Raw genomic sequence first — 9,201 nt, forward strand, 5'->3', positions numbered from 1 at the left:
GGACATCAACATGCCCTTCGGCGGAGCCGGCGGCAAAGGCACCGGCTGGGGCCGCATCGGCGGCAAACACACCCTCCTCGACATGTCCGACCTCCGCACCGGCGTCATCCACCTGGGCCGCTGACCCACAACACGGAACCGGTGCGCTACCTTGACGACCAGGCGACCCACCCGGCACGGAGGCCAACGATGAACACACCGAGCATCGATCCCATCGACGCACGAATCATCGAGCTCCTACAGAAAGACGGACGCCTCCCCTACCGACAGATCGCGGAAGAGCTGGACATCCCGGCCTCCTCCGCCCGCTACCGCGTGCAGCGACTCGAGGAATCCGGGATCCTCCAGATCGTCGGCATCGCCAACCCCATGCGCATCGGCTTCGACCGCATGGCGATAGTCGGAATCCGCACCCGCCCCGGCACCGCCCGGTCCGTCTGCCAAGCCCTCGCCGCGCTGCCCGAAACCAGCTACGTCATCGTGACATCCGGCCAGTACGACGTCATGGCCGAGGTCATCTGCAAGAACACCGACGACTACACCGACCTCATCAACGACCGGCTCCACCACATCGACGGCGTCCTCTCCACCGAATCATTCTTCGTCCTCGAAGTCGGCAAGCTCGCCTACGGCTGGGGTGTGGGCAATCCCCCGACGTTGAGCGACGTGCTCACCAACGACATCGAGATCAACGAGTAACCCACCAGCAATTCGCTCCCGCTCGGGACACCGCATAGCCATGACGCATGCGGTGTCCCGAGCGCACTTATTTCGGTGACCGTCGCTCCGATCATGCTGTGATACAGCCTCTTCCGTCACCTGCGGATCACGCTGTCGACAGACGCGGTCCTGTTCATTTCGGCGCTCCCCCACCCCGCAGATGCGCCAAAGTGTCCACTCCGAAACCCTCGTGGCCACGGCACACTCAGGAGGGTAGAACCCGACAATTCCTTTCCACCAACCGAATAGGTGTGTGATGACCGCAATGAAGGGATCAATGACGCTCCCCTCGATCACGGCCAACCCCGGGAACCATCCCCGTCTCGAGTTCGTGTCCGCCGACGAATCAGACAGGGATGTCAACGAAGTCGTCGATCTGGTCGTGCTGTGGCCCGGGTCTCGGCCCGCGCTGGCAGACGTCGCTCGCGACTTCGAGTGCTTCGGCCTCCGCATCGAGGCGCACACACCACTGCCGGCTCCCGAGTCGGCCGGACCCGAGGCCAGCGTGGATCGATTCCGCTTCAGCCGCCCCGCCCAGTCATGGGTACCCGAGGCGCACGATCTGGTCATCGATGCCTTCGAGACCGCCGCCGCCTCCGGACTCGAGATCGACCGGTACTGCATGCTGACGCCGGTGGCCGGACTCGCCTGGCGGGACGTCATGCTGGTACGCACCATCAGCCGCTACCTGCAGCAGGTGGGCATCGGCTTCTCCGACGCCTACCTCGTGGATACCCTGTTGCGGCACAGCGCATTCACGGCGTCGGTCGTCGAGCTCTTCCATACCAGGTTCGAACCCGACGCCGAGGCCCGCGACCAGCGGATCGCCGAGCTCGAACCCCGGTTGGCCGCGCTACTCGAAGACGCGGCCACACTCGACGAGGATCGCATCCTGCGCGCGCTGACCGGCTTCGTGGGCGCGGTGCTGCGCACCAATTGGTACCAGCGCACTCCGGACGGCAGCCGCAAGCGCTACGCGTCGTTCAAGCTCGACCCGTCCCGCCTGGCACATCCCGGCCGCACCGTTCCGCACCGCGAGATCTTCGTCCGGGGAGACGGGGTCGAGGGAGTCCACGTACGGGCGGGCACCGTTGCGCGTGGCGGACTGCGCTGGTCCGACCGTCCCGAGAGCTACCGCACCGAGGTGCTCGGTCTGATGACCACCCAGACCGTGAAGAACTCGCCGATCGTCCCGACCGGAGCAAAGGGCGCGTTCGTGCTCCGCGACGGCATCGCGCCTGCCGACGGCTACGCCACGTTCATCCGCGGCCTGTTGGACGTCACCGACAATCTCGTCGACGGCGTACCCGTTGGCCCCGCCGACTCGGTCTGCTACGACGACCCCGACCCGTACCTGGTGGTGGCGGCCGACAAGGGCACGGCACGTTTCTCCGATGTCGCGAATTCGGTTGCTGCCGAATACGATTTCTGGCTGGGCGACGCCTTCGCATCGGGCGGCTCCCGAGGCTATGACCACAAGGCGATGGGCATCACCGCTCGCGGCGCCTGGCTGTCCGCGCGCAGGCACTTCGCGGAACTCGGTGTCGACACCCAGAACGACCCGATCACGGTCGTCGGCATCGGCGACATGTCCGGTGATGTGTTCGGCAACGGGATGCTGCAATCGCGCACGATTCGGTTGGTCGCGGCGTTCGATCATCGGCACATCTTCCTGGACCCCGATCCCGACCCCGAGGCCTCGTTCGAACAGCGCCGTGCGCTCTTCGAAAACAGCGGTTCAAGCTGGGACGACTATCCACGAGAGCTGATCTCGGAGGGCGGCGGGGTCTGGCCACGCTCGGCCAAGCAGATCCCGCTGTCACCGTCCGTGCGCGAGCGGCTCGGCATCGACGCCGACATTCTGTCCCCGGCCGAACTGATCCGCGCGATCCTACGCGCTCCGGTCGACCTGTTGTGGAACGGAGGAGTGGGCACCTACGTCAGTGCGTCCACCGAGACACATTCGGATGCAGCCGATCCCGCCAACGACGCGGTCCGCGTCGAAGCGGCAACCATGCGGTGCCGGGTGGTCGGTGAGGGTGGCAACCTCGGTTTCACCCAGCGAGCCCGGATTGAGTTGGCGCTCGGCGGGGGCCGCATCAATGCCGACTTCATCGACAACGCGGCCGGTGTTGCGACGTCCGACCAGGAGGTGAACCTGAAGATCGCGCTGGACGGCGCGGTCGCGGCGGGCGAGATCACCGAGGCCGAACGCAACACACTGCTCGCGGACTGCACCGATCACGTCGCCGATGCCGTCCTCGGCGACTGCGCGAGCCAGATCCTGGCTATCAGCCTCGCCGAATCCCAGGCCGTGTCGCTCCTCGGTCGACACGAGCGGTTGATCGTCAATCTCGAGGCGGTCGGCGGGCTGAACCGAGCCCAGGCCGTGCTACCGAGTAAGCGGGAGCTGGTCTCGCGCACCGAAGCCGGGCTCGGCCTGACCCGTCCGGAGATCGCGACCCTGCTCGCGCATTCGAAGAACGTCGTACGCCGCGACCTGCTCGCCTCACCCGTTCCCGACGAGCCGGTCTTCGCTCGGTTGTTGTCCGAGTACTTCCCACCCTCCGTTCGCGGCCGGTTCCCGGACCGCATCCGTGCGCACCGGTTGCACCGCGAGATCATCGCCACGCAGATCGCGGACCAGCTGATCAATCACGTCGGGCCAGGACTCATCTACCGGCTCGAGGAGCGGCTGGGTGTCACGACCCCGCAGGTCGCACAGGCCTACGGGGTCGTCGCCGAACTCTTCGACGTCGACGCCCTCTGGGCGGGCGCGCTCGCCGTGGTCGATCCGGCTGACCGGAATTCGTGGGGACCGCTGCACGCGGTGCAGGCGCTGATCGAGCGCGCGTGCTCGTGGCTCCTGCGCAATCGTCCGCTGCCACTTCACGCGGAGGCCGAGATCCAGCGGTATCGGACGACGGTGGGTCACCTGGTCCACGCGTTGCCTCCGGAGGGCGCCGACGGCACCGTCACCCCCGTACCGGTCCCGCTGCTCGGGGAGGCACTCGCGCTGGCGGACAACGCGCTCGCGCTCGACATCCCGATCACCCGGGTGGTCGAGACCTACCAGGAGCTGGGCCGCGAACTCGGATTGTTCGGCGTGAGCGAACGATTGGAGCGGCTGGCCCTCGGTTCGTACTGGGATTCCATGGCCGCGGCGGCGCTTCGAGACGAGGTGGCGGCGCGACTGCACGACCTGGTCGGTGCCGCCCTGTCCCGGCACCATCCTGGGGCGACCCTGTCGGAGCGACTATCGGGGTGGCGCTTGCAGCACGGCTCCACGATCTCGAGGCTGCACCGCATCATCGTCGAGGCCCAGGCGGAGGGCGGCGTCGACCTCGCCCGTGCGTGCACGGTCAGCGCCGAGCTCGCCCGAGCCGTCGCCGCGGTCGGCTACTCGGCACCCCGCTGCGTGCCGGCACCCTGACCCGAAACCGGGTCTGACCGACCGAGGGGCCCGCGACCGAACCGGTCGCGGGCTCCTTGCGGTGGGCCGGAACCGATACGGATTCAGAGCGATTCGTGTGCGATGACCGCCAACAGCAGCTCCGCCCGTACCCGTGCCACGTCCAGTCGACAGCCGAGCAGCGACTCGATCTTCGAGACCCGGCTGCGGAGAGTGTGCCGGTGCACGCCGAGCACACTCGCCGCGGACTCCCAGTGGCCGTTCGCCTCGAGGAAGGCCCGCAGCGACTCGACCAACTCGGTTCCCTGCCTGCGGTCGTGATCGGCGAGGGGCGTGATCATCGTGTCGGCGACCGCCCGCAGCACCTCACGCGTGGAATCGAAGGTCAGCAGTGCACTTCCGGTCAGCGCAGAGAACTCGAGCGGCATCGCGCCCGACGCGGCCGCCGACGCGGCCAACTGCGCCTGCTCGATGGCTTCGACGAACCGTTCCACCGGCTGGGCACCGCTCAAACCGAGACGGGAAGACCGGAGCATATGCTCGCCGATGCCGTCCAGGAGAGCGCGCGCGAACTCGACATCGTCGGTTCCGCGCAGCAGCACGGTGACGCGTGTGTCGGCCCGCTGCAGGAACAGGGGCCTGCCGGCCTCGTTCATGGCCGCCTCGATCGCACCGGACACCGCCTCGGCATCGGCGGGCGAGCCGCACACCGCCACCAGCGCACGAATCGCTCCGCGCCCGTCGGCTGCCACCGCGAGCTGCGCCCGCACCGGCTTCAGGTCGATGTCCTCGGACAGCAGGAGTCCGAGGGCCTGGCTGTTGAGCTGGTTCTGCGCTGCCCGCAGCCGGACCGGCTTCTCGAAGTCGAGCGCCAGCAGGGAGTTCGCGTGCCCCAGCAGGATCTGGTCCACCGGCCCGAGGGGCTTCGGACTGACCACGGCGAGGTAGCCGTGCACGTTCTTGCCAACCCCGATTCGCTGCACGGTCATCGACTCGCCGGATCGGGCCTGCGCCACCCCGCTGGACACCGCCTCCGATGCCGACTCGAGCAGCGTCCGCACCTCCGCGGTCACACCGTCCGGCACGGAGCCGGGGTGGCACTCGAGAAGTTGGCCCCGCCGGTCCAGGAGCAGGGCGACCGAGCTCGTGGCGGTGGCCAGCTCGCGCACGGTGGCCCTGGCCCCGCCCTGGATCACCGCACGCGTCATCCGGGGCTGAGCCTGCGAGGCACGCAACGACGCCTCGTACTGCTGCTCGGCCAACCGGCTCATCACCCGCTTGGTGACGGCGGCGAAGGGGGTCGGCAGCGGCACCTCGAGCAGCGGCAGTCCGAGCTCGTCCGAGGCCGCCACGAGGCCCTCGGGGATCTCTGCATGGCTCAGGCCGATCCCGAAGCCGACCGCGGCGACACCGCAGTCGAGCAGCCCGCGGAGGTACTCGGTGCATTCCTCAGGCTCCTGCGGGAGCCGCAGCCCGGTCGTCAGCAGCAACTCTCCTCCGGAGAGCCACGGAAACGGTTCCGGCAGTTCGGTTGTGATCGCGAACTCGATCTCGCGGTCCAGCCCGTTCGCGCCGGCACGCAGCCGCAGCGACAGCTCCGGCTGTGCCAGCACCCACCGCACGGTAATGCTCATCTCGACTCCTGACGTGACCCCGGCATCCGGGCCGAATCGGTGAATTCGGCCCGCACCCGTGCTCCATTCTGGCAGGTGCCGCAGATCGTCGGGCGCCCCACACTGAGAGTCGATCCGACCATCACGACAGGGGACGTCCACGACATGACCGCCATCAACTACCGACTCCCGCAGAAGCGCGCGCTGCTGACCGAGCTGCCCGGCCCGAAGTCCCGTGCCCTCGCGGAACGTCGCCGGGCGAGCGTCGCCGCCGGCGTCGGGTCCAGCGTGCCCGTCTACACCGCGGACGCCGACGGCGGCGTGATCGTGGACGTCGACGGGAACTCTCTCATCGACCTGGGATCCGGCATCGCGGTCACCAATGTGGGCGCCTCGGACCCCGCCGTGGTCGAGGCGGTGCGCGAGCAGGCAGGGCATTTCACGCACACCTGCTTCATGATCACCCCCTACGAGGGCTACGTCCGGGTGGCCGAGGAGTTGGCCGCGCTCACGCCGGGCGACCACGACAAGCGCACCGTGCTCTTCAACTCCGGCGCCGAGGCCGTCGAGAACGCGATCAAGGTCGCGCGCCTGGCCACCGGCCGGATGGCGGTGGTCGCGTTCGACCACGCCTACCACGGCCGCACCAACCTGACGATGGCGCTGACCGCGAAGTCGATGCCCTACAAGTTGAACTTCGGACCGTTCGCCCCCGAGGTGTACCGGATGCCGATGTCGTACCCGTACCGGGACGCCCAGGTCACCGGCGAGCAGGCCGCCCGCAGGGCGATCGGGCAGATCGAGAAGCAGGTCGGCGCGGACTCGCTGGCCGCGATCATCATCGAACCAATCCAGGGTGAGGGCGGATTCATCGTTCCCGCAACGGGTTTCCTGCCCACGCTGGCGGCCTGGGCGCGCGAGAACGGCGTCGTCTTCATCGCCGACGAGGTGCAGACCGGGTTCGCCCGCACCGGCGCGTGGTTCGCGTGCGAGGACGAGCAGATCGTGCCGGACATCATCACCATGGCCAAGGGCATCGCGGGCGGACTTCCGCTGTCGGCCATCACCGGTCGCGCCGAACTGCTCGACAAGGTGCATGCCGGCGGCCTCGGCGGCACGTACGGCGGCAACCCCATCGCCTGTGCTGCCGCGCTCGCCGCGATCGACACCATCCGTGAGCTCGACCTGCCTGCCAGGGCTCGGCAGATCGGCGACCTCGTACTGCCCCGACTCCGGCGGCTGGCCGAGGAGGTCCCTGCGATCGGCGACGTCCGCGGCCGTGGCGCGATGATCGCGATGGAGTTCGTCAAGCCAGGGACCGACGAGCCGGACCCGGAGCTGACCAAGGCTGTCGCCGCGCGGGCTTTGGAACAGGGCGTCATCCTGCTCACCTGCGGCACCTACGGCAATGTGGTGCGGCTGCTGCCGCCACTGGTCATCGGGGACGAGCTGCTCGACGAGGCACTCAGTGTGCTCGAGGAGGCCGTGCGGGCATCCGCCTGACCCGCCGCACCACGCCCGACCGACGCCCCTGCCGCGCCAGCGGCCGATCACTGCGAGGAAACACCGATGACAGATATCTCCACCCTCATCTCCGGCGTGCCGACCGGCCTGTGGATCGATGGCGAATCCACCGCCCCGATCGACGGCGGGACGTTCCCGGTCTTCGATCCGGCCACCGGCAAGAGGCTCGCCACGGTGGCCGCGGCCGGCAGCCGGGACGCCATGCGCGCACTCGATTCCGCGTGCCGGGTGCAGGCCGAATGGGCCGCCACGGCGCCTCGCCAGCGCTCGATCATCCTGCGCACGGCATGGGAACTGGTCACCGAGCGAGCCGAGGAACTGGCGCTGCTGATGACCGCCGAGATGGGCAAGGCGCTGCCGGAGAGCCGATCCGAGGTGGCGTACGGCGCCGAGTTCCTCCGCTGGTTCAGTGAGGAGGCCGTGCGCATCCAGGGCCGGTTCACCCGGTCGCCTGGCGGCGCGGGCCGGATCATGGTGACCAAGGTGCCTGTTGGCCCGTGCCTCGCGATCACGCCGTGGAACTTCCCCTTGGCGATGGGCACCCGCAAGATCGGACCCGCGCTCGCCGCGGGCTGCACGATGATCGTCAAGCCCGCCGCGGAGACGCCCCTGACGATGCTCGCGTTCGCGCAGATCCTCTCCGACGCCGGCCTGCCGCCCGGTGTCGTCTCGGTGCTTCCGACCTCGGATGCCGCCTCCGTATCGACGCCGCTGCTCGCGGACCCGCGGCTGCGCAAGGTCACCTTCACCGGCTCCACACCGATCGGCCGCGTGCTCATCGAGCAGTCCGCCAAGAACGTGCTGCGGACCTCGATGGAGCTAGGCGGCAACGCGCCGTTCGTCGTGTTCGACGATGCCGACATCGACGCAGCCGTTGATGGCGCGATGGCCGCGAAGATGCGCAACGGCGGCGAGGCCTGCACCGCCGCGAACCGGCTGATCGTGGCCAACTCGGTGCGGGAGGAGTTCACCGCCAAGCTGACCGAGCGGATCGCCGCGCTGAAGGTGGGCCCCGGGCACGAGCCCGGTGTCGACGTCGGCCCGCTCGTCAGCGCCAAGCAGCGCGCGAGCGTCGCCACCCTGGTCGACGAGGCCGTCGCGGCAGGCGCGCGGGTACGCACCGGCGGTCGGGCCATCGACGGCCCCGGCTTCTTCTACCAGCCGACCGTCCTCGACCAGGTGCCCGCGACCGCGCGCATCATCCGCGACGAGATCTTCGGCCCGGTGGCCGCGATCACCGGCTTCGACACCGATCAGGAGGCGATCGCCGCGGCCAACGACACCGAGTACGGCCTCGCCGCATACATTTTCACCCAGAACCTCGACCGGGCGCTGCGGGTCGCGGAGTCGCTCGAATCCGGGATGGTTGGCGTCAACCGCGGCGTCGTCTCCGACGTGGCCGCGCCGTTCGGCGGCGTCAAGCAGTCCGGGCTGGGCAGCGAGGGCGGCACCGAGGGCATCGAAGAGTACCTCGACACAAAGTACATCGGGTTCACCGCCTGACGAACACGAAACCGCCGGCAATCGATACCGATTGCCGGCGGTTTCGTCGTTGGCACGCAAACATGTAGGCGCGCAGAGTAAGTCGGGCTACCAGCCGCGCTCGGCGAGGCGGTGCGCGACCGGCAGATCGTCGACGTTGATGCCGACCATCGCCTCACCCAGACCGCGGGAGACCTTCGCCAGCACATCCGGGTCGTCGAAGAAGGTGGTGGCCTTGACGATCGCGGCCGCACGCTCGGCCGGGTTGCCGGACTTGAAGATGCCCGAACCGACGAACACACCCTCCGCGCCCAGCTGCATCATCATCGCCGCATCGGCCGGGGTGGCGATGCCGCCAGCGGTGAACATCGTGACGGGCAGCTTGCCCTCCTTGGCCACCTCGACCACCAGGTCGTACGGCGCCTGCAGCTCCTTCGCCGCCACGTACAG

6 protein-coding genes are annotated in these 9,201 nt (G+C 68.7%); 4 read left to right on the forward strand and 2 right to left on the reverse strand.

The window, feature by feature from the left end; translation table 11 throughout:
• The first annotated feature begins 189 nt into the window (after positions 1–189).
• Positions 190–699: an Lrp/AsnC family transcriptional regulator gene (locus tag FCG67_RS24750; RefSeq protein ID WP_136912223.1), complete on the forward strand. Its 510-nt coding sequence runs from the start codon at positions 190–192 to the stop codon at positions 697–699.
• A 277-nt stretch (positions 700–976) separates the two neighbouring features.
• Complete coding sequence (locus FCG67_RS24755; protein WP_136912224.1) at positions 977–4,153, forward strand: NAD-glutamate dehydrogenase domain-containing protein; 3,177 nt, start codon at positions 977–979, stop codon at positions 4,151–4,153.
• Between the two features lie 83 nt (positions 4,154–4,236).
• Here the strand turns inward: FCG67_RS24755 and FCG67_RS24760 are convergent, their stop codons facing one another.
• Positions 4,237–5,766 (reverse strand): PucR family transcriptional regulator, encoded by a 1,530-nt coding sequence (locus FCG67_RS24760; RefSeq protein ID WP_136912225.1) that lies wholly within the window; start codon positions 5,764–5,766, stop codon positions 4,237–4,239.
• 144 nt (positions 5,767–5,910) lie between these two features.
• Here FCG67_RS24760 and gabT point away from each other — a divergent pair, with 144 nt between their 5' ends.
• Positions 5,911–7,248 carry a 4-aminobutyrate--2-oxoglutarate transaminase gene (gabT, locus tag FCG67_RS24765; protein ID WP_136912226.1) on the forward strand — a complete coding sequence of 446 codons (1,338 nt, stop codon included), beginning with the start codon at positions 5,911–5,913 and terminating at the stop codon, positions 7,246–7,248.
• A 66-nt stretch (positions 7,249–7,314) separates the two neighbouring features.
• The gene (locus tag FCG67_RS24770; RefSeq protein ID WP_136912227.1) at positions 7,315–8,772 is read left to right on the forward strand and encodes an NAD-dependent succinate-semialdehyde dehydrogenase; all 1,458 of its coding nucleotides are present in this window, start codon (positions 7,315–7,317) and stop codon (positions 8,770–8,772) included.
• Between the two features lie 87 nt (positions 8,773–8,859).
• Here the strand turns inward: FCG67_RS24770 and FCG67_RS24775 are convergent.
• On the reverse strand, positions 8,860–9,201 hold a 342-nt coding region (locus FCG67_RS24775; protein ID WP_484335615.1), incomplete at its 5' end, for a beta/alpha barrel domain-containing protein.

The sequence above is a fragment of the Rhodococcus oryzae genome (assembly GCF_005049235.1).
In the GTDB taxonomy this organism is placed as follows: domain Bacteria; phylum Actinomycetota; class Actinomycetes; order Mycobacteriales; family Mycobacteriaceae; genus Rhodococcus_G; species Rhodococcus_G oryzae.